17 protein-coding genes and 3 pseudogenes are annotated in these 20,180 nt (G+C 65.6%); 14 read left to right on the forward strand and 6 right to left on the reverse strand.

Annotated features, from left to right (window positions below; all coding sequences use genetic code 11):
* Positions 1-51 precede the first annotated feature (51 nt).
* The 7 genes from hutI to BMX43_RS17390 are packed head-to-tail and all read left to right on the forward strand — an operon-like array spanning position 52 to position 8,166.
* Positions 52-1,254 carry an imidazolonepropionase gene (hutI, locus tag BMX43_RS17360; protein ID WP_091303429.1) on the forward strand — a complete coding sequence of 401 codons (1,203 nt, stop codon included), beginning with the start codon at positions 52-54 and terminating at the stop codon, positions 1,252-1,254.
* Entirely contained in the window at positions 1,242-2,804 is a 1,563-nt protein-coding gene (hutH, locus tag BMX43_RS17365) for a histidine ammonia-lyase (RefSeq protein ID WP_175482161.1), read from the forward strand. The genes hutI and hutH overlap by 13 nt, the downstream gene beginning before the upstream one ends.
* On the forward strand, positions 2,801-3,607 hold the full coding sequence (gene hutG / locus BMX43_RS17370; protein WP_091303430.1) for an N-formylglutamate deformylase: 807 nt from the start codon (positions 2,801-2,803) through the stop codon (positions 3,605-3,607). Before hutH ends, hutG begins: the two co-directional genes overlap by 4 nt.
* Complete coding sequence (locus tag BMX43_RS17375) at positions 3,604-4,797, forward strand: CaiB/BaiF CoA transferase family protein (RefSeq protein ID WP_091303431.1); 1,194 nt, start codon at positions 3,604-3,606, stop codon at positions 4,795-4,797. Before hutG ends, BMX43_RS17375 begins: the two co-directional genes overlap by 4 nt.
* On the forward strand, positions 4,784-5,932 hold the full coding sequence (locus tag BMX43_RS17380) for an acyl-CoA dehydrogenase family protein (RefSeq protein ID WP_175482162.1): 1,149 nt from the start codon (positions 4,784-4,786) through the stop codon (positions 5,930-5,932). The genes BMX43_RS17375 and BMX43_RS17380 overlap by 14 nt, the downstream gene beginning before the upstream one ends.
* A gap of 15 nt (positions 5,933-5,947) precedes the next feature.
* Positions 5,948-7,630, forward strand: coding sequence for a urocanate hydratase (hutU, locus tag BMX43_RS17385; RefSeq protein ID WP_091303432.1), 1,683 nt, complete (start codon positions 5,948-5,950; stop codon positions 7,628-7,630).
* Positions 7,627-8,166, forward strand: a complete 540-nt coding sequence (locus BMX43_RS17390; RefSeq protein WP_217643981.1) for a HutD/Ves family protein — start codon at positions 7,627-7,629, stop codon at positions 8,164-8,166. Before hutU ends, BMX43_RS17390 begins: the two co-directional genes overlap by 4 nt.
* Positions 8,167-8,328: 162 nt before the next feature.
* Here BMX43_RS17390 and BMX43_RS19555 read toward each other — a convergent pair.
* Positions 8,329-8,430 (reverse strand): annotated as a pseudogene (locus tag BMX43_RS19555) (IS481 family transposase); the annotation flags it as partial.
* A gap of 1,262 nt (positions 8,431-9,692) precedes the next feature.
* On the opposite strand from BMX43_RS19555, the gene BMX43_RS17400 reads away from it, so the two are divergent.
* From BMX43_RS17400 to BMX43_RS17410, 3 genes are all read left to right on the forward strand, one after another.
* Positions 9,693-10,031, forward strand: a complete 339-nt coding sequence (locus BMX43_RS17400; RefSeq protein WP_139201609.1) for a hypothetical protein — start codon at positions 9,693-9,695, stop codon at positions 10,029-10,031.
* 724 nt (positions 10,032-10,755) lie between these two features.
* Positions 10,756-10,938: a hypothetical protein gene (locus tag BMX43_RS17405; RefSeq protein ID WP_245749522.1), complete on the forward strand. Its 183-nt coding sequence runs from the start codon at positions 10,756-10,758 to the stop codon at positions 10,936-10,938.
* Positions 10,939-10,945: 7 nt separating this feature from the next.
* Positions 10,946-11,884, forward strand: coding sequence for an MYG1 family protein (locus BMX43_RS17410; RefSeq protein ID WP_091303435.1), 939 nt, complete (start codon positions 10,946-10,948; stop codon positions 11,882-11,884).
* A 98-nt stretch (positions 11,885-11,982) separates the two neighbouring features.
* Here the strand turns inward: BMX43_RS17410 and BMX43_RS17415 are convergent, their stop codons facing one another.
* Complete coding sequence (locus tag BMX43_RS17415) at positions 11,983-14,409, reverse strand: Lon protease family protein (RefSeq protein ID WP_091303450.1); 2,427 nt, start codon at positions 14,407-14,409, stop codon at positions 11,983-11,985.
* A 147-nt stretch (positions 14,410-14,556) separates the two neighbouring features.
* Between BMX43_RS17415 and BMX43_RS17420 the strand changes: the two genes are divergently transcribed.
* Positions 14,557-16,152, forward strand: a complete 1,596-nt coding sequence (locus BMX43_RS17420) for an MBL fold metallo-hydrolase RNA specificity domain-containing protein (protein ID WP_091303436.1) — start codon at positions 14,557-14,559, stop codon at positions 16,150-16,152.
* A gap of 9 nt (positions 16,153-16,161) precedes the next feature.
* Here the strand turns inward: BMX43_RS17420 and BMX43_RS17425 are convergent, their stop codons facing one another.
* The 4 genes and pseudogenes from BMX43_RS17425 to repC form a co-directional block, all read right to left on the reverse strand.
* Positions 16,162-16,683, reverse strand: a complete 522-nt coding sequence (locus BMX43_RS17425; RefSeq protein WP_091303437.1) for a DUF2478 domain-containing protein — start codon at positions 16,681-16,683, stop codon at positions 16,162-16,164.
* 11 nt (positions 16,684-16,694) lie between these two features.
* The gene (locus tag BMX43_RS17430; protein ID WP_091303438.1) at positions 16,695-17,300 is read right to left on the reverse strand and encodes a molybdopterin-binding protein; all 606 of its coding nucleotides are present in this window, start codon (positions 17,298-17,300) and stop codon (positions 16,695-16,697) included.
* 8 nt (positions 17,301-17,308) lie between these two features.
* On the reverse strand, positions 17,309-17,785 hold the full coding sequence (locus BMX43_RS17435; RefSeq protein ID WP_091303439.1) for a MoeA family protein: 477 nt from the start codon (positions 17,783-17,785) through the stop codon (positions 17,309-17,311).
* A 412-nt stretch (positions 17,786-18,197) separates the two neighbouring features.
* A pseudogene (repC, locus tag BMX43_RS20480) lies at positions 18,198-18,679 on the reverse strand (plasmid replication protein RepC); the annotation flags it as partial.
* Positions 18,680-18,806: 127 nt separating this feature from the next.
* On the opposite strand from repC, the gene tnpA reads away from it, so the two are divergent.
* From tnpA to BMX43_RS17455, 3 genes and pseudogenes are all read left to right on the forward strand, one after another.
* Positions 18,807-19,190 carry an IS66-like element accessory protein TnpA gene (tnpA, locus tag BMX43_RS17445; RefSeq protein WP_091303440.1) on the forward strand — a complete coding sequence of 128 codons (384 nt, stop codon included), beginning with the start codon at positions 18,807-18,809 and terminating at the stop codon, positions 19,188-19,190.
* The gene (gene tnpB, locus BMX43_RS17450) at positions 19,187-19,534 is read left to right on the forward strand and encodes an IS66 family insertion sequence element accessory protein TnpB (protein ID WP_091303441.1); all 348 of its coding nucleotides are present in this window, start codon (positions 19,187-19,189) and stop codon (positions 19,532-19,534) included. Before tnpA ends, tnpB begins: the two co-directional genes overlap by 4 nt.
* 63 nt (positions 19,535-19,597) lie before the next feature.
* Positions 19,598-20,180 (forward strand): annotated as a pseudogene (locus tag BMX43_RS17455) (transposase domain-containing protein); the annotation flags it as partial.

Raw genomic sequence — 20,180 nt, forward strand, 5'->3', positions numbered from 1 at the left:
ATATTATGTCTGCTCATAATAGCGTTTGGCGTGGATATAACAAGGCAAACCATGCTGCTCGCTGATCTCACCCTTGTCTCACCGGAAAACGGCACCGATTGTGGCGTTGTTCCTGATGCCGCCATCGCCATCGCGGATGGCCGCATTGTCTGGGCCGGGCCTGCCGCCGATCTGCCCGCCGCCCATAACGACCTGCCGCGGCAGTCGCTGGGCGGGCGACTGGTCACCCCCGGCCTGATCGACTGCCATACCCATCTGGTCTATGGCGGCGACCGCGCCCGCGAGTTCGACATGCGTCTGAACGGTGCGGGCTATGAAGAAATCGCCCGCGCGGGCGGTGGCATCCTGTCCACGGTCCGCGCCACCCGCGCCGCGACCGAGGCAGAGCTGCTGGCCAGCACCCTGACCCGCGCCGATCATCTGATCGCCGAGGGGGTCACCACCGTTGAAATCAAGTCCGGCTATGGGCTTGATATTGAGACCGAGCTGAAAATGCTGCGCGTGGCTCGGCAGATCGCGCAGGAACGGCCGCTTCGCGTGGTCACCACCTGGCTTGCCGCCCATGCGCTGCCGCCGGAATTCGCGGCGGATCGGACGGGCTATATCGACCGCGTGGTGATCGCCGGAATGGAGGCCGCACAGGCCGAGGGGTTGATTGATGCCGTGGACGGGTTCTGCGAAGGCATCGCCTTTTCTGCCGCCGAGATGGACCGCATCTTTGCCCATGCCGCAACGCTGGGCCTGCCGGTGAAACTTCATGCCGAACAGCTTTCGGATCTGGACGGGGCCGCGCTGGCCGCCCGGCATGGCGCGCTTTCGGTCGATCATCTGGAATGGCTCAGCGACAGCGGCATTGCCGCGCTAACCGCTTCGGGCACCGTGGCGGTGATGCTGCCGGGCGCCTTCTACACTTTGCGCGAAACAAAACTGCCGCCGATCGCCGCGCTGCGCGCCGCCGGGGTGCCGATGGCGCTGGCGACCGACAGCAACCCCGGCACCTCGCCGCTGACCTCGGCACTTGTCACCATGAACATGGGCGCGACCCTGTTCCGCATGACGCCGACCGAATGTCTGGCAGGCTTTACCGTCAACGCCGCCCGCGCGCTGGGGCTGGCCGACCGGGGCCGCATCGCGGCCGGTCAGATTGCCGATCTTGCCGTGTGGAACATCACCCATCCGGCCGAACTTTCCTATCGCATCGGGTTCAACCCGCTTCATTCCCGCATCTTCGGAGGCACGCCATGCCCGCTCTGACCCCGCTTGTCCTGACCCCTGGAAACGCCACCCTTGCCGAACTGGAACGGGTCTGGCGGGAAGGGCTGGCCGTGGTGCTGCACCCCTCCGCCCGGGCGGGAATTGCCGTTTCGGCGGCACGGATCGCGGCGGCGGCGGCAGGCAATGTGCCGGTCTACGGGGTGAACACCGGCTTTGGCAAACTCGCCTCGGTGCGGATCGCGCCCGCTGATACGGCCACGCTGCAACGCAACCTGATCCTGTCGCATTGCTGCGGCGTGGGCGAGCCGGTGGAGCCGCAGACGGTGCGGCTCATCATGGTGCTGAAACTGCTCAGCCTCGGGCGTGGCGCGTCGGGCGTGCGGCCCGAAGTGGTGGCGATGCTGGAGGCGATGCTGGCGCAGGATGTGCTGCCGGTGATCCCGTCGCAGGGGTCGGTCGGCGCCTCGGGCGATCTGGCGCCGCTGGCGCATCTGGCGGCGGTGATGCTGGGCGAAGGCCGCGCACAGCACCGCGGCACCGAGATGTCGGGCGCAGAGGCGCTGGCCGCCGCGGGCCTGGCGCCGCTGACGCTGGCCGCGAAAGAGGGGCTGGCGCTCATCAACGGCACGCAGGTGTCCACGGCTTTTGCGCTGGCCGGGCTGTTCGATGCCTTCCGCGCCGCCCGTGCCGCGCTGGTCGCCTCGTCCATGTCCACCGATGCGATCATGGGATCGACCGCGCCTTTCATCGACGAGATCCATACCCTGCGTGGCCATCGCGGCCAGATTCTTGCCGCCCGCATCATCCGTGGCCTGATGGACGGCTCTGCCATCCGTGAAAGCCATCGTGACGGCGATACCCGCGTGCAAGACCCCTATTGCATCCGCTGCCAGCCGCAGGTGACGGGGGCCTGCATCGACGTGTTGTTGCAAGCCGCCGCCACGCTGGAAATCGAGGCGAACGCCGCCACCGACAACCCGCTGGTGCTGACCGGCAGCGATGACCAGCCTGCGCTGATCGTCTCGGGCGGGAACTTCCATGCCGAGCCGGTGGCACTGGCCGCCGATCAGATCGCGCTGGCGCTGGCCGAAATCGGCGCGATTTCGCAGCGCCGCATCGCGATGATGGTCGATCCGGCGATGAGCTTTGGCCTGCCGCCCTTCCTGACCTCTGATCCGGGCCTGAACAGCGGGCTTATGATCGCCGAAGTGACCTCGGCCGCGCTGATGAGCGAGAACAAGCATCTGGCCAATCCCTGCTCCACCGATTCCACGCCGACCAGCGCCAATCAGGAGGATCACGTCAGCATGGCGGCCCATGGCGCGCGGCGGCTGCGGCGGATGAACGCGAATCTTGCGCATATCATCGGGATCGAGGCGCTTTGCGCCGCCGCTGGGATCGAGGCACGGGCGCCGCTGGTCACCTCGGCCCCGCTGGCCGCCGCGCTGGGGCGGCTGCGGCAGGATATCGCGCCGCTGGGGCAGGACCGCTATCTGGCGCCCGATCTGGCACAGGCTGCCGCATTGGTGGCCAGCGATGCGCTGGCCGATGCCGTGCCGCCCGCCCTGTTCGCCGAGCTGCGGCCATGACGCCGGTTCAGGTTCAGCGCGGCGACAGCCCGGTCATTCTGGGACTGCCGCATACCGGCACCTGGCTGCCCGATCCCGTCCGCGCCGGGCTGAATGCCCGTGGCCGGGTGCTGGCCGATACCGACTGGCATGTGGAGCGGCTGTATGACGGGCTGCTGCCGGGGGCGACCACGGTGCGGGCCACCTTCCACCGCTATGTCATCGACGCCAATCGCGGGCCGGAAGATGAAAGCCTTTATCCCGGCCAGAACACCACCGGGCTGGTGCCGCTGACCGATTTCGACGGTGCGCCGATCTGGGATACCCCGCCGGATGCCGCCGGGATCGCCGCGCGGCTGGACGCCTTCCACACCCCCTATCACGCGGCCCTGCGGGCCGAGGTGGCGCGGGTGCGCGCCAAACATGGCGTGGCGATCCTGTTCGATTGCCATTCCATCCGGTCGGTCATCCCCTTCCTGTTCGATGGCGTGCTGCCCGATTTCAACATCGGCACTGTCGGCGGGCAAAGCTGCGATCCGCTGATCGAGGCCACCACCCTGCGGCTCTGTCAGGCCAGCGGTCGCAGCACCGTGCTGAACGGGCGGTTCAAGGGCGGCTGGACCACCCGCCATTATGGCAACCCCGCTGCGGGCGTGCATGCGATCCAGATGGAACTGGCGCAATCCAGCCATCTGGAAACCGAACAGCCGCCCTTCGCCTATGATCCCACCCGCGCGGCCAGCCTGCGCGCCACGCTGGCCGGGTTGCTGCGGGCGCTGGCCGATCTTGCCCCAGCCCTCACCGCACAGGAAACCGCCCGATGAAACCGCTGTCCGGTATCCGCATCCTTGATCTGACCCGGGTTCTGGCCGGGCCATTCTGCACCGCGATCCTGGCCGATCTGGGGGCCGAGGTCATCAAGCTGGAACCGCCGCAGGGCGATGACTATCGCCATGTCGGCCCGTTCCTGTCGGGAGAATCCGCGCTGTTTGCGCTGAACAACCGGGGCAAGCAATCCGTTGTCGTCGATCTGAAGGCAGAGGAGGGGCGCGCGCTGGCGCTGAAACTGGCGGCCAAGTCGGATGTAGTGGTGGAAAACTTCCGCCCCGGCGTTGCCGACCGGCTGGGCATCGGCGCCGCCGCCTTGCGCGCGGCCAATCCGGCGCTGATCGTCGCCTCGATCTCGGGGTTCGGGCAGCAGGGCCCGGCCGCCGATCTGCCCGCCTATGATGTGGTGGTGCAGGCCATGTCGGGCTGGATGGATGCCACCGGCGAGGAAGGTGGCACGCCGATGCGCACCGGCGAGGCGATCGGCGATGTGGCCGCCGGGCTTTATGCCGTGATCGGCATTCTGGCCGCCCTTCTGGGTCGGTCGGCCCATGGCGGCGCCCATGTCGATATCGCCATGATGGATTGCCTGGTCGCCATGCTGCCCACCAGTCATGCCCTGCAGCATTACGCGGGCCAGCCTGTGACGCGCACCGGCAACCGCCATCCGCTGTCCACCCCGTTCGGGGCCTTCCGCAGCGCCGATGGCCAGATCATCATCGCCGTGCTGGGCCACCGCCAGTTTGCCGGGCTGTGCGCGCTGATGGGGCAGCCCGGCCTTGCCGCCGACCCGCGTTTTGCCAGCGACGAGGCGCGCACCGCGCATGAACCCGTGCTGCGCGCCCTGATCGAAGGCTGGACCACCACCCTGACGACCGAGGCGCTGATCGCCAGCCTGCGCGCGGCGGGCATTCCCACCGCGCCGATCCAGACCCTGGCGCAGGCGCTGCAAAGCCCGCATGCGCAGGCGCGGGGTCTGGTCGCGGATCTGCCGCATCACCGGCTTGGCCACAGCCCTGTGGCAGGCCAGCCGATCCGTTTCGACGGGCAGAAACCGCTGTCCGCCACCGGCGCGCCCGCGCTTGGCGGCGATACCCGCCCCGTGCTGACCGCGCTGGGGCTGACCCCCGACCAGATTGCCGGGCTGATCGCCGCAGGCATCGTGCAGGAGAATGACCTTGGCTGATTACTCCCATCTGCTGGATGACACGGAACGCGGCTTCCTGGACATGCTGAGCCGCTTTGCCGCCGAAGAAATCGCGCCCCATGCGGCGAAAACCGATGAAAGCGCCACCTTCGTTCACAGCCAGATTGCCGCTCTGGCTGCAACAGGGATGATGGGCGCGAACCTGCCCGAAGCCTGGGGCGGCGCGGATATTTCGGCCCATGCGCTGTTCGAAGGCGTGGCGACCATCGCCGGGGCCTGCGCCTCGACCGTATCGGCGCTGACGGCGCATTATCTGGCGACAGACTCGCTTCTGATCGGCGGCGATGATGCGCTGCGCGCGCGCCTTCTGCCCGCCACCGCCGAAGGCCGGTTGCTGGGCGCCTTCGGTCTGACCGAACCGAATGCCGGTTCCGACCCCGGCGACATGCGGACACGGGCGCAGCGCGAAGGCGACGGCTGGCGCATCCGGGGCCGCAAATGCTTTATCTCCAATGGCGGCGTGGCCGATTTCATCGTGGTCTATGCAGTGACCGATCCGGCGGCGGCGCATCGCGGCATTTCGGCCTTCGTGCTGGAAAAGGGCACGGCCGGGCTGGTGCCGGGCCGGGTTGAACAGACCATGGGCCTGCGCGGTGGTCATGTCTGGGAACTGGACATCGACTGCCATGTGCCCGATGCCAACCGCGTCGGCGCCGAAGGCACGGGCTTCCGCACCGCGATGAAGGTGCTGGACAATGGCCGGGTGGAGGTGGCGGCCATGTGCGTGGGCATCGCCCGCGCCGCGCTGACCGCCGCGCGCGACTGGGCCAAGACCCGGATCATCGGCGGCGAGCCCTTGGCCAACCGGCAGGGCATCCGCTGGATGCTGGCCGATATGGAGACCGATCTGGCCGCCGCCGAACTTCTGGGCCATGAGGCTGCCCGCCAGCGCCATGCCGGGCAGCGCTTCACCGCCGCCGCCAGCCGCGCCAAGCTGTTCGCCTCGGAGGCGGCCGGGCGCATCGCCGATCAGGCGATCCAGATCCACGGCGGCTATGGCTATACCCGCGATTTCCCTCTGGAACGCCATGCCCGCGATCTGCGGATCATGCGGATCTACGAAGGGTCTTCCGAAATCCAACGCAATATCATTTCCGGCCTTATGCTCGCCTGAGAAGGGAACGACACGATGACCAACTCCCGCCACAACCTGCGTGACATCTATCCGCCGACCGGCCCCGAGATCAGCGCCAAAAGCTGGCTGACCGAGGCGGCCTTGCGCATGCTTATGAACAACCTGCATCCCGATGTGGCGGAAAACCCGCATGAGCTGGTGGTCTATGGCGGCATCGGGCGCGCCGCCCGCACCTGGGAAGATTTCGACCGCATCTGCGCCGCGCTACGCGATCTGGAAGCCGACGAGACGCTGCTGGTGCAATCGGGCAAGCCGGTGTCGATCGTGCGCACCCATGCTGATGCCCCGCGCGTGCTGATCGCCAATTCCAACCTGGTGCCGCATTGGGCCACCTGGGAGCATTTCAACGAATTGGACCGCAAGGGCCTGATGATGTACGGCCAGATGACGGCCGGTTCCTGGATCTACATTGGCACGCAAGGCATCGTGCAGGGCACTTACGAGACCTTCGCCGAGGCTGGTCGCCAGCATTACAACGGCGATCTGACCGGGAAATGGGTGCTGACCGGCGGGCTTGGCGGCATGGGCGGCGCGCAGCCGCTGGCTGCCGTGATGGCCGGCGCCTGCTGTCTGGCGGTGGAGGTGGACGAGACGCGCATAGATTTCCGCCTGCGAACCCGTTACGTCGATGCCAAGGCGAAAACGCTGGACGAGGCGCTGGCGCTGATCGCCGAGTGGACGGCAAAGGGCGAGGCGAAATCGGTGGGCCTGCTGGGCAATGCCGCCGAGGTGTTCCCCGAACTGCTGGCCCGGATGCAGGCCGGTGGGCCGCGCCCTGACATCGTGACCGACCAGACCTCCGCCCATGACCCGCTGCACGGCTATTGCCCGGCGGGCTGGAGCGTGGCCGACTGGCGCGCCAAGCAGGAAACCGCCCCTGCCGAGGTGCAGGCCGCCGCCCGCGCCAGCATGCGCGCGCATGTCGAGGCGATGGTGGGGTTCTGGAACGCAGGCGTGCCGACGCTGGACTATGGCAACAACATCCGGCAGGTGGCCAAGGAAGAAGGGTTGGAAAATGCCTTCGCCTTCCCCGGTTTTGTGCCTGCCTATATCCGCCCACTGTTCTGCAAGGGCATCGGCCCGTTCCGCTGGGTGGCGCTGTCGGGCGACCCCGAGGATATTGCGAAAACCGATGCGGCGATGAAGAAGCTGTTCCCCGACAACACCCATCTGCACCGCTGGCTGGATATGGCGGCGGATCGCATCGCCTTTCAGGGCCTGCCCGCCCGCATCTGCTGGATTGGCCTTGGTGACCGGCACCGCGCCGGGCTGATGTTCAACGAGATGGTGGCCAGCGGTGAACTGAAGGCGCCGATCGTGATCGGCCGCGATCATCTGGACTCTGGCTCCGTCGCCTCGCCCAACCGCGAGACGGAAGCGATGCGTGACGGGTCGGATGCCGTCAGCGACTGGCCGCTGCTGAACGCGATGACCAATATCGCCAGCGGCGCCACCTGGGTCAGCCTGCATCACGGCGGCGGCGTGGGGATGGGCTTCAGCCAGCATTCCGGCGTGGTGATCGTGGCCGATGGCACGCCCGAGGCCGCGAAGCGGCTTGAGCGCGTGTTGTGGAACGATCCGGCCTCGGGCGTGATGCGCCATGCCGATGCGGGCTATGACATCGCGCTGGATTGCGCCCGCGACCATGGGCTGCGCCTGCCGGGCATCCTGGGGTGAGCGGCGTCTATCCTGTGGCGGAACGGGTGTTCCGCCCGTGGAAGAACGGCGGCGGGCAGACGGCAGAGATTGCCGTTTCACCCGCCGGGGCCGGGTTCGGCGATTTCGACTGGCGGATTTCCACCGCAATTGTCGCGGCCGACGGCCCGTTTTCCTGCTTTCCCGAGGTGGATCGCGTTCTGACCGTGATCGAAGGCGGCGCCATGCGGTTGCAGGTGTCCGGGCAGGGGCATCTGCTGGATGCAGCCAGCCCGCCGCTGGCCTTTGCGGGAGAGGCGCCTTGCACGGCCGAACTGCTCGCCGGGTCGCTGCTGGATTTCAACGTGATGACGCGCCGCCCGCTGCGGGCCGTGGTCACGCGCGGGCTGCTGGCCGTGCCAGAGCCGGGCGCGCTGGCCCGGCTGGCGCTGCTGCTGGAACCCGGCGCCGGGCTGGATCGGCTGGATCTGGTCGATCTGGATGCCTGCGATCCGGCGCTGCACGCCGCCCTGTCAGGGGTGCAGGCCCTGACGGTGACGATCCACGGCCCCGCATGACCCCGCGCGCAAGTGCCGCCAGCAGGTCGAAGATGGTGCCGCCCCTCGCCCCGCTGGCGCTGGTCCCGATGTTCGAGACCGTGCGCTGCCAATTGCCTGCACGCGAGGCCAGTTCGGCTTGCGTCAGGTTTCGGGCCTGTCGCGCTTGGCGAAGAGCGGTGCCTAGGTGTTCAGTCCCGGCCTCTGATGGATCGGGTTTAGGATGAATCGATCTGGCTCTGATGTCCAGATTTTGCAGATGTATTCGTAGGGTGTGAGGCCGCGACGCTGCCGGGGTCGATGTCGTCGATCGGTCGGGCAAAACCTGCGAGGACGAGGTCGAGGGTGCGACATGTCTGGTCCGCGTCGCTCAACATATAATGGACGGCGGGATGGCCCGCGATCGTCTTGCCCCCCGCCGACGGATCGCCGCGAAGTCCCGGGCCTAGGTCAACCCGCGCGACATACCTCCGGCGCCGATAGCCAGAAGGCCGATCATGTCCAGCTTGAGGATACGGCCAAAGAGGGCGCGGGACTGACCATCCGGGACAGAAAGAAGACCAAGCCCGGTCGGGGGCCTCGAGACCTGAAAGGCACGGGCCTCGTCCAACCCGTGCTGAGCGGAGAGTGACCGCAGCCTGAGGTCACCGCGCGTCAGCAGTTACCAGTGAATTTCGCCTTCCTGCCAGACCGGCCACAGAAGTGTTTCCCATGAGGCGGGGACCACGAAGGAAACCTCGTGTTCGCCCCGGTCCAGCCAATCGGCCAGCAAGGCAGAGCCTTCGGCGTCAAGCCGATGCCCGGCCAGCAACGCCCAAGGGCGTTACGCGCCAAGCCGTAGTGTCCGGTCGGGATCAGAACTGTGCCGAGACTGGTCACTCCTGTCAGGGAGTGGCCAAGACTTTGCAACAGGTGGCGGGCAAAGGCCAGACGATGCCAAAGAAAGGCGGTCCCGACATTGACCCGCCCCGCCATCCGGCGCGGGCAACAGGTCAAGCTCCACCGCCTCATGCGTCAACTGTTCGGGCCTGCAATCGACAGTGGCACTTCGGGGCGCGCAACGGCAGCGGCGATCCGGTCATCGGCAAAGGCTGCGACACAGTCCAGCAAAGAGGCGATGACCGCTCGCCCTCCTCCGGGCGGGTGTTCGCCTGAAATAGCCCATCCGCCGAAGCCGAGATATCGCCAAGCAAGACAAAAAATTCATTTTAGGGGACATTACCCGGAAATTTGGCCGGATCAGCTTCTGAAAGGCCCACAGTGAGATAGAAAGCGGTCAACCTGACCTTCGCCTTCACCTCTTTCCGCGTCAGCCAAACACTGGAGGAAACTATCGTCACTGTCGATGACAGCGGGTTTCCCGCCGATATCCGTCGCTTGGTCATCGAGCGTGATTGCGCTGCGGTGATCTGTATACAGCGCGACCTGCCCCGAACTCGCCAGCGGCCACGGCGGTCCACTTCGCCTTCACGGCCCCGATTGACCCGAAGCATCACCAGGCGATGCTGGGCCTGCGACTGCGGTTCGGCGCGACAAGCTCGCAGATCATGCTGCGCAACGATCTGCTACTGACGCCGCTGCCACAGCACAATGAAACTGCCTGTTGCGCGGCCGAGGAGCAGTGCCGCATCGAACTCGACCGCCTGCGCACGGGCCTGACGATGTCCAGCCGCATCCGCGACCGCCTGATTCGCGAGTGTGACCGCATGCCCGGCATCGGCGCCGTGGCGCAAGATCTTGCCATGACCCCTCGCACGCTGCGAAGGCGGCTCGATCTGGAGCGTTGGCAGGGGGTGACACCGCTGACCTATCGGAAAACTGCCGAAAATCAGCGGGAAAGCCGTGGATTGATGCAGAAGCACGCCTTTGAACTGGATCGAGATTAAGGCAGGGAGCCCGTCTCCACCATCACCCTTTCGCGGAAGATTTTGACAGGTGTTCGGAAACCAGAGCACTTTCTGGGCGTGATCGCTGCCCGTCATATGCTTGGACTTCCGGCTGGGGATGATCTGGGTGCCGTTCTGGCGCATCAGGCGGCCCACCCGGCGCTGACCGACGCGCAGACCCAACCCCTCGGCCATGCGCGCCTGGCGTGATTACCCAGACTTGGCCGGTGCTTCCAGGCATGGAACCCGCGCTCTGAGACGCCCCTCAGACGGCACAGATGGCTGCAGCCTCATGCTCTTTCAGAATGCTGATGATCCGGTCTTCGGTGACCCTGCTGCGCTTCATCCCCGATCCTTTCGGATGGGCCAGAGTCTTCCTCGAACTGAATGGGTTGGTGGCGCAACGTCACTCCCGTTGGATGTCGCTGCAGACTCGGCCCCTGAACTGCCTTCCCCCTGCATCAGCCCGGAAATCTGCGGCGAAGATCTTGCCGCAGCCTTTCATGTTTCGACAACAGGGGACCGACACTTGGATCAGGCTCGACCACGGGGTGTCGTTCGAACCGGCAGGCTGGATGTGTCGAAGGGTGAGATCCGCCGCTGCGAGACATTGCCCATCGCGTGAAAGGGCCATTGCGGTGGCGCGCGGGATGTGACAATCGCGCTCGTTCCCGCAACTGCAAGACCGATGACCCCCATGTACCTGCCTGACCAAGACCGCGACATGCTGATGAAGACCCTGCAAAGCAAGACGCCTGAAGTGGTGCAGGTGCGCATGGCCAATGCGCTGCTGCTGCTGGCCGAGGGGCTGCCGGTCGAGGATGTGGCGGGGCTGCTGTATCTGGACGAACCGACCGTCGCGGGCTGGCAGAAGATCTTTGCCCGCCGCAAGCGCAGCGCTGCCTGAGGACGCCATGACCCGCACCGCCCCTGTTGCCTGTCTCGTCACCCATTCGGGCGGTTTTCACGCCGACGAGCTGATGTCGAGCGTCATCTTGACGCGGCTTTTCCCCGAAGCGCAGCTGGTGCGCAGCCGCGCGGCAGAGTGGATCACCCCCGCGCCGAACCGCATCGTCTATGATGTGGGCGGCGCCTATGATCCCGAGGCCGGGATCTTTGATCACCACCAGCGCAATCCGCCGCTGCGGGCGGATGGCCAGCCGCTCAGCTCTTTCGGGTTGATCTGGCGGCATTTCGGCGGGGCCTATCTGGCCACCTGTGGTATCCCGGAGGCCGAGGTGGCGAAGGTTCATGCGGCCTTCGATGCGAAATTCGTGCTGCCGGTCGATCTGGTGGACAATGGTGCGCTAAGCCCCGCAGTGGCGGGGCCGCTGTCAGGGCTGACGCTGCCAGGCCTGCTGGAAACCCTGAAGCCGGCCTTCGACGAGGCCGACCCCGAGGCAGAGAACCGCGCCTTTCAGGGTGCCCTTGCCATAGCCCGCGCCTTTGTCGAGGCCGAGATTGCCAACCGCGCCGCGAAGCTGCGGGCCGAGGCGGTGGTGCTGGCGGCGATCGGGCGGGCGGGGGAGGGCCGCGTTCTGGAACTGCCGATAGGCATGCCGTTCCGGCCCGCCATCGTGATGGCGGGGGCGGATCATCTGCTGTTCGTCGTGCATCCGCGCCAGAAGGACTGGTGCGTGACCGGCATCCGCCGGGGCGATGACGGTTTCGCGCTGCGCGCTGATCTGCCCGCCACCTGGGCCGGGTTGACCGGCGCGGCGCTGGAACAGGCCTGTGGCGTGCCGGGCGCCAGCTTCTGCCACAATGGCCGCTTCATCGCGGCTGGCGCCACGCGCGAGGCAGCGCTGGCCATGGCAGACCTGGCGGTCGGCGTGGCGGTGGCGGACCACTGAGGGAGCGCTGTCGGCACGAAGACCGCCAGCGCATGGCTCCACACCCCAAGCCGTAACGCACCACATGCAGGAGGCCTCGCTGGCGTTTCAGGGCGGGTTCAGCCCTCGCTTTCTTCGGCAGGCCTGTCGGATGCGCCGAAATTGGCGCGGGCATCGGCAAAATCCATCAGCCGCACCTCGATATTGGCGTTGATCGAGCCATCCTCAAAATCGCCATGCAGCGACCGCGTCCCGGCGGGCAGACCGGTCAGATGCGCAATCGCCTCGTCTACATGCGATACGGCGTGGATCTGGAACTGCCCCTGCGCCACCGCCGCGACCACATCAGGGCGCAGCATCAGATTGGCCACGTTGCGGCGCGGGATCAGCACGCCCTGCCGCCCTGTCAGCCCCTGTGCCTTGCAGACATCGAAGAAGCCTTCGATCTTTTCGTTGACACCGCCGATCGGCTGCACCTCGCCCATCTGGTTGACCGACCCCGTCACCGCAAAGGACTGCGTCAGCGGCACATCGGCCAGCGCCGACATCAGGGCGCACAGTTCTGCCAGCGAGGCGCTGTCCCCCTCGACCCCGCCATAGGTCTGTTCGAACACAAGCGAGGCCCAGAGCGAGAGCGGTACATCTGGCACATAGCGGGTGGCAAGGAATCCCGACAGGATCAGCACCGCCTTGGAATGGATCGGCCCGCCCATCCGGGCCTCGCGTTCGATATCGACCACACGGCCCGCCCCCATCCGCACCCGCGCCGTGATCCGTACAGGCGCGCCAAAGCGCAGCCCGCCCAGTTCGGCCACGGTCAGACCGTTGATCTGGCCCACCTCGCTGCCTGCGGTGGAAATCAGGATCGTGCCGCGCGCGATCATTTCCTGCACGCGGTCGCGGGTTTGCCCCAGCCGCCGCGCGCTGGCGGCGATCGCGTCGGTCACATGGGCTGCCGTCACCGCCAGTGCCCCGGCCTGAAGCGCCAGATGATCCGCCTCGCGCAGGATGTCCCAGACATCGCTCAGCCGCAGAGACAGCTTTTCCTGATCTTCTGCCGCGCGGGTCGACACATCGACCAGCGCCGCCACGCCGTCGCGCGCCACGGGGCGCAGGTCTTCCTGTGCCACCAGCGTCGCCACGAGACGGGCGAACAGGGCGACCGACTCGGCGTTGCGCGGCATGTCGTCGCCGAATTCCGCCGCGACCCGGAAGAACTGGTCAAAGTCGGGGTCAAGGTCCGACAGCAGCAGATGCAGCATCCGGTCACCCAACAAAACCACCCGCAGATCCAGCGGAATCGGCTCCGGTTCCAGCGTGGTGGTGGCGATCAGGCCCAGCCGGTCGGCTGCCGTGATCACATGGACCTGTGCGGTTTCCAGACAGCGTTTGAGCGCATCCCAGGCGAAAGGCTCGGTCAGCACGTGCCGCGCGTCCAGCATCAGAAAACCACCATTTGCCCGATGCAGCGCCCCCGGCTTGATCTGGGTGAAATCCGTCATCAGGGCGCCCTGCAAGGCGATATAGTCGATCCGCCCGGTCAGGTTGGCCAGTGTTGGCAGTGTTTCCACCACGACCGGCGCGCCGCTGTCGCCGTCATGCGTGACCATCACGTTTACATCATAGCGGTGGAACCTCGGATCCTCGCGCAGCATGGCCCGACCGGGCGACAGCGGCGCCTCTGGGCGGTTGCGGTCGGCGGACAGAAACAGATCGGCATTGGCCACCAGATCGGCGCGAAGCGCCTTGAAATAAGGTGCCAGCACCTCGATCTTGCCGAAGCTGCGGGTCAGTTTGGCCATCGCCGCTTTCACCGCAATCTCGGCCATTGCGGTGTTCAAGCTGGCCACTGCGGCACGTTGCGCCCGCCCCAGTTCGGGCAGCGAGGCCAGAAAATCCTCCAGTTCCTGCTGCGTGGCACGCACGTCCTGTTCAATCCGGTCGCGCTCAGTCTCGGGCAGAGCGGCCATTGCTTCGGGTTTCAGCAACTCGCCTGCCTGCATGGGGGCCAGCGAAAATCCCATCGGGGTGCGCAGGATCGCCACCTGACGTTTCTGCGCGCTTTCGCGCAGGGCATCGAAGGCGGTCTCGTGCTGCGCCGCAAAATCCTGCTCCAGCGCCCCCCGCCGGGTCTGGTAATCCTCGGATACCAGCAGCGCCGGGATATGCGCTGCCAGATCTTCGACAAGGCTTGCCATGGCGGCGCGCAACCGCACTGCCTGCCCCTGTGGCAGACACAGCGCCAGAGGCCGGTCGGGGTTGGCGAAGTTCTGCACATAAACCCAATCCTGCGGCACCGGTCGGACCGCCGCCTCGTCTTTCAAGATACGCAGCACGGTGGAGTGGCGCCCGCTGCCTTCAGGCCCATGCACATAAAGGTTGAATCTTCGGTGCCGCATCTGGGCCGACAGGCGGATCGCCTCTACGGCGCGTTCCTGTCCGATAGGCCAGCGCAGCGGTTCCAGCGCCGCCGTGGTGTCGAAGGACAGTGTGGCCGGATCGCAGACCGCCCGCAATTGCGCCACGCCGATTATCGTATCGGCCATTCCAGTCATCCCTTCCGCCAGAGCCTTGACGCCCCCCATGATGAACGCCGCGCCGGGCGATCCGTCAACCGTTTCCCGCAGGGACAACCGGATGATGGCGGCGCGGCAGAATATGTTACCCTGAGGCAAACACGGAAAGGGCCTGACATGGGCAACCCAAAGCTGACCTTCAACGGCGCCGCGCGCGGTGTCACCGGCTCTTGTTTCCGGCTGCAAACCGATGGCGGCGACATCCTGATCGACTGCGGGCTGTTTCAGGGCCCGAAGACGGAAAAGGAACTGAACTACCGGCCCTTCCCCTTTGCCGCCCGCAAGATTGCGGCGGTGATTCTGTCACATGCGCATATCGACCATTCGGGCCTGTTGCCGAAACTGGTGCGTGACGGGTTTTCCGGCCCGATCCATGCCACGGCGGCAACCGCCGATCTGTGTGGCGTGATGCTGCCCGACAGCGCCCATATTCAGGAATTCGAGGTTGAACATCTGAACCGGCGTAATGCCGAACGCCGCCTTGCGCCGGTTGAGCCAATCTATACTGCAGCAGATGCGCGGGCCTGCATCGCGCTGTTTCGGCCGCAACCCTATGATGTCTGGTTCCCTGTGGTGCCGGGCGTGCAGGCGCGGCTGTGGAATGCGGGGCATCTGCTCGGCTCCGCCTCGATCGAGCTGGAGGTGGTGCAGGACGGGCAGGCCTGCCGCCTGCTGTTTTCTGCCGATATCGGGCCGGATTACAAGCTGATGCACCCGGACCCGGAAGGGCCGCAGGGGGTGGATTACCTGATCTGCGAATCCACCTATGGCGATACCGACCGGACGGATGCCACGCCAGAGCGTCGGCGTGCCCTGCTGCGCGACGAGGTGCGGGCGGCGATGCATCCCGATGGCGTGCTGCTGATCCCTTCTTTCGCGGTGGAGCGCGCGCAGGAGCTGATCAGCGATCTTGGCCGTCTGATGGCCGAGGGGGAGCTGCCGCGCATTCCCATCCATGTTGACAGCCCGATGGCAACCGCCGCCACCAAGGTGTTTGCCAAACACGCCGCCGCGCTGGAGGGCGGGCCGCAGTTTCTGGCCGGGCTGCAATCGCACAGCCTGCATTTCACCGAAACGGTGGAGCAAAGCATGGCTCTGGACCGGCTGCACGGTTTCCACATCGTCATCGCCGCTTCGGGCATGTGCGAGGCGGGACGCATCCGGCATCGGTTGAAGAACTGGCTGTGGCGCGATACGGCGACGGTGCTGCTGGTGGGGTTTCAGGCCGTGGGCACGCTGGGCCGCATCTTGCAGGATGGCGCCACTTCTGTCCGCATTCAGGGGCAGGATTTTGCGGTGCGGGCGCGCATCCGTTCGATCGACCTGTATTCCGGCCATGCCGATGGGCCGGAGCTGGCCGACTGGATCCGGGCGCGGCTGCCGCTGACCCATCAGCTTTTTCTGGTGCATGGTGAGGCGGCAGCGATGGCGGCGCTGGCCGCCCGGTTGCCCGGCGTGGTGGCGGCTCAGGATGTGCTGATCCCGGATCTGGACGCGGCATATGAGTTAACGGCGCGCGGCGCGTTGCAGTTGCCACAGGCCCGCGCGCCACGGATCGAGCCGGAGCGGGTGGCGCGGATGGATTGGCACAACGACGTGTCGCGGCTGATGCTGGACATCAACGATGCGCTGGCCGCCGTGCCGGACGAAAAATCGCGGGGCGTGCTGATCCGCCGGTTGCGTGGCGCGCTAAATCCGGCGCCCCAGCCCTAGACCCCATGATCAGGCTGTGGCCATAGTCGATCCAGTCATATGGACCGCCCAAGTTTCCAACGCATCATTATCGGGTGGCAAACAGGTAGCCAAGCCCTCTGCGAACGCCTCGAAAGCGGCTAGGTTGAGCGCGTTTATACCGACAAGGACAGGAATGCCGTTGGCAAGCGCCTCTGCGATCACAGTCCGGAAGCCGCGGCCCTCAGCTTCGTGTTTGCCGAATTTGTTGACGATCAGCACGTCTGCACCTCGATCCAGACTGGCCGATACCAGACCGACCGCCGTTTCCAGCGCGGCGGGGTCAAGCCGACAGCCACGTGCGGATCGGCCAAGGTTCTGGCTGATCCGCAGAACGGGCCCATCTGGCAACACCTGAACATCCATGTCACAGGGCCCCGTATCGGCGCGTTCAGAGTTGATCTGGACCGTGCCGCAGCACCGAAGGCCGCGCGCAGCAAGCACTTTCGCCAGATTGAACAGAATCAGGTCGGTATCGCCACGTCCGGGCGCCATGGTGTAGGCGAGGTTCATCTTGGGGGCCCTCAGGTCTGGCGAAAGGGTTGGAATTCGACAAGCGCGCCCGCAGGCAGAAAATCGCAGTCGGGGGGCAGAAAGATCAGTCCGTCCGCATTGGGCAGCGACCGGACATGGGCAGAGTGTGTCTCTGCCTCGAAGGCAACGAGCTCGCGCCCCAGTCCGTCTAAGCCCGTATGGATGGCCGGTCGCAACTCGCAGCGTCCGGCCTTTCTGGAAATGGTCATGGCCGTGACGACGTGGCGCCGCTTTGCGCCCTGCCCCGCATCACCAGTCAATCTGCGGACCAGCGCGGTTCCGAAAAGCTGCCATGTCACGAAAGCAGCCAGCGGATTGCCGGGAAGGCCAAGCCAGGCCGCCCCCCTGACGCAGCCGAAAGACACAGGCTTGCCGGGCTTGATCGAAACACCGCTGAAGACAATCTCGCCCGCCATGGCCAGCAGGGCGGGTTTGATGTGATCCTCTTCCCCCACCGAAAGTCCGCCGGTGGTGATCACAAGATCCGCGACATTCGCCAACTCTGCGAGTTGCAGGAACAACCCGTCGGGGCTGCCGAGCCCGTGTTCGACCGCGACAAGATCAATGTCCGGGCGTGTCAGCGCGGCGGTCAGCATCGGCGTATTCACATCCCAGATCTGGGGCCCGTCCCGCGTTGCCCCGTCTGGCGCACTTTGTCGCCGGTTACCAGAAGGGCGGCGCGCAGACGCCTGCGCACCCGGACAGACCCGGCACCGTCAGCGGCGCAAGCGGCAATGTCTCGCACGCCAAGCCGCCGCCCTTCATCCAGAATGGTAACCCCTGCCGCCATCTCGCTGCCCGCGCGGCGGATATTCAGACCAGCCTTGGGGCGAAGGTTGATGCGAACCCGGTTGCCGGTCCGCTTGACGTCCTCCTGCATCACCACGGCATCCGCGCCTTCGGGGACCGGCGCGCCGGTAAAGATGCGGGCGGCTTGCAGCCCAGCGAGCAGACGCAGCTCAGATTGCCGGGCAGGAACCTGCGCCACAACTTCGAACGTCCACGGCCCATCGCCGGGCAGAGCCGCAGAGGCGACGGCGTAGCCATCCATCGCGGCAGTGTCGAAGGGCGGGGTATGCACAGCGATGCAACCGGGCTTGCAAGAATGCGGCCCAAGGCTTGGCCCAGCGGGATGTCTTCCCCCTCTTCGACAGCAGCCGTTTGATCGACGATCAGGGCAAGCGCCGCGTCGATGCTGACCAGCGGTTTTACGGCATCACGGCCATCGCAGCCACAGCCCGGGCCAGCAACAGTTTGCGTGGTGGTCATTGTGCCGCCGCCTCCTTGAAATGTCCGGAGCCGATGCTGCAATCGAGATCGCGCAGAAGGCCGTCCTTCAGCCCGTAGATCAGGCCACTCTCCCGAACGCACTTCCCGTCACCCTCAAAGGCTCAGTCCTGTCTCTCTCCTAAGTTCTTGGCGAGCCAGCCCATGCCTTTACAGTTGTTAAGTTGCGCCTCCCCAGCTTATGCACGATGCCGACTTAACAGCTGTTATGCAGCATTTCGCCGCGAGATCAGAGCCATCACCATTGGCCCACAGGAAAACTCGCCTGCCGCAGCCTTCGATGTAAGCGCCCGCAGGTATCCGGCAGGAGATCTGATTTCGGCGAAGCGTTCGAGCATAGCTACAACGGTGATTGAGGCTTGCTCCGGTCCCATGAACCGTTGTGCCTCTTCCCAAGCAGAAGTACTGATCCCCATGGCTGGCCGAACATGGCACGCTGCGTCGAAAAGCTGATGCCAATGTCGAATGTGACCTTGGTAGAAGGTCTTGAGCGACGGACATCCCGAGATCACCAGATGGAGTGGGATCTGGGGTACACGCCTTGTGTCAGGCCCTTGAACGTCTGCCCGAGGCAGATCCGTATCAAGTTCTGGCTCTCCGTTCGCCACCCAGCCTTTTTCTAAGGCAGGTTCAAAATCTATGAGTCTTTATTTGCATTCTGAAGGAGACGCTTAGATTGGGCATCATTTCCCCCCGTTCGTCGGTATCATTGCACCGTAACCGCCCGGTTGGCATCGCCTGCCTGAAGTTGGGCTGATCGTTTATGGCACGTGCCTAGCGACGTCGTTAACGACGTGTCTTAAGCGGGGCTGGCGATGCGTGGCGATATTCTGGGACTTGAGCGGCGACGGCGGTGGAGCGACGATGAGAAGCTCGAGATCGTTATGTCTGTCGGCGTAGGTGATGCGACTGTGACGCAGGTTGCTCAGCGGCATGATGTGACCCGGCAGCAGATCTATGCCTGGCGACACGATCTGAAGAAGAAGGGGTTGCTTTCGGCCTTTCCGGAGGCGCTGTTTCTTCCGGTGGAGTTGGACAGGCCCATGGGATTGGCGGTGCCGCCGGGGGGCATCCGCGCAGAAGTTCCGCGCGTTGCCCAGATCGAGCTGCAACTGGCGAATGGCCGCAGCCTGCGCTTCGACCAAGGCGTGGATGCGGCCACGCTGATGCAGCTGATCCGGGCGGTGGAAGCGGCATGATCGGGCCGGGCACGGGCGTCCGGGTCTATCTGGCCTGTGGGGTGACGGATCTGCGCAAGGGGATCGAGGGGTTGGCTGCCCTCGCGCAGGATCATCTGCGGCAAAAGCCTACCGATGGCGCCGTGTTCGCGTTCCGTGGCCGTCGCGGCGACAGGTTGAAGCTCTTGCATTGGGGTGGGCAAGGCTTCTGCCTCTATTACAAGGTGCTGCAAAGGGGCCGCTTTCCCTGGCCCATGCGCGGCGATGGCGCGGTGCGTCTGACCTCGGCACAACTCGCCATGCTGTGGGAGGGGATTGACTGGCGCCGACCGGATTGGGGCGTGCCACCGGCTCGGGTTGGCTGAGTTTATCGGGCTGAAATACCTTGTTTTTATGGTTGTTCCGCCTGCGTTGTGGTCGTCGGACGCATGTCGAATGCGGCCCAAAATCTCCCTGATGATCCAGCGCTCCTGAAGGCGCTGATTGCGGCTTTGCAGGCGGAAAACGCGAAGATCTCGGCCACCTTGCGTGCCCATGACCAGTTGATCCAGACCCTGCGGCTGCGCATCGCCAAGCTGAAGAAGCAGGTCTTCGGCCAGTCCTCGGAAAAGATCGAACGCGAGATCGAACAGCTGGAACTGGCGCTGGAGGATCTGCTGATCGCCTCGGCTGAAAGCGAGACGACGGTTCCGGAGGGCGCCCCCTGAGCTGCCGCGGCTGATGAAGATACTGCCGACCGTCTATCGCGCCGTCGTCCCCGGGTCTCGGACAGCACGCCGCGCGAGCGGCAGGAGTTGGATCCCGGCAGCTGCTGCCCCGATTGCGGTGGTGATCTGCGTGTGGTGGGCGAAGATGTCAGCGAGATGCTGGACCTGATCGCGGCGCAGCTGAAGGTCGTCCAGATCGCCCGGCTGAAGAAATCCTGTCGCCGCTGCGAACGCATGGTGCATGTGCCCGCCCCAAGCCGACCGATCCCCGGCAGCATGGCCGGTGCGGGCCTGCTGGCGCATA

The organism is Gemmobacter aquatilis (assembly GCF_900110025.1).
Lineage (GTDB): Bacteria > Pseudomonadota > Alphaproteobacteria > Rhodobacterales > Rhodobacteraceae > Gemmobacter > Gemmobacter aquatilis.